General features: G+C 58.1%; 1 rRNA gene. It reads right to left on the reverse strand.

What is annotated here, in order from left to right:
- Positions 1 to 183, reverse strand: a 16S ribosomal RNA gene (locus C3486_RS36770); the annotation flags it as partial.
- Positions 184 to 291 lie beyond the last annotated feature (108 nt).

Genomic DNA, 291 nt, shown 5'->3' on the forward strand with positions numbered 1-291 from the left:
CCCGTGTCGTATCCGGTATTAGACCCCGTTTCCAGGGCTTGTCCCAGAGTGCAGGGCAGATTGCCCACGTGTTACTCACCCGTTCGCCACTAATCCACCACCGAAGCGGCTTCATCGTTCGACTTGCATGTGTTAAGCACGCCGCCAGCGTTCGTCCTGAGCCAGGATCAAACTCTCCGTGAATGTTTACCGGTAATCCGGTGAAACACACACGAGAGCGGAACAGGTCGGAGGAATAGTCCAACCCGTTCACAGCGTCCTCGCTGTGTGTGCCACCCGGCGCTGCCGAGT

This window comes from Streptomyces sp. Ru73, from assembly GCF_002920575.1.
Taxonomy (GTDB): Bacteria; Actinomycetota; Actinomycetes; order Streptomycetales; family Streptomycetaceae; genus Streptomyces.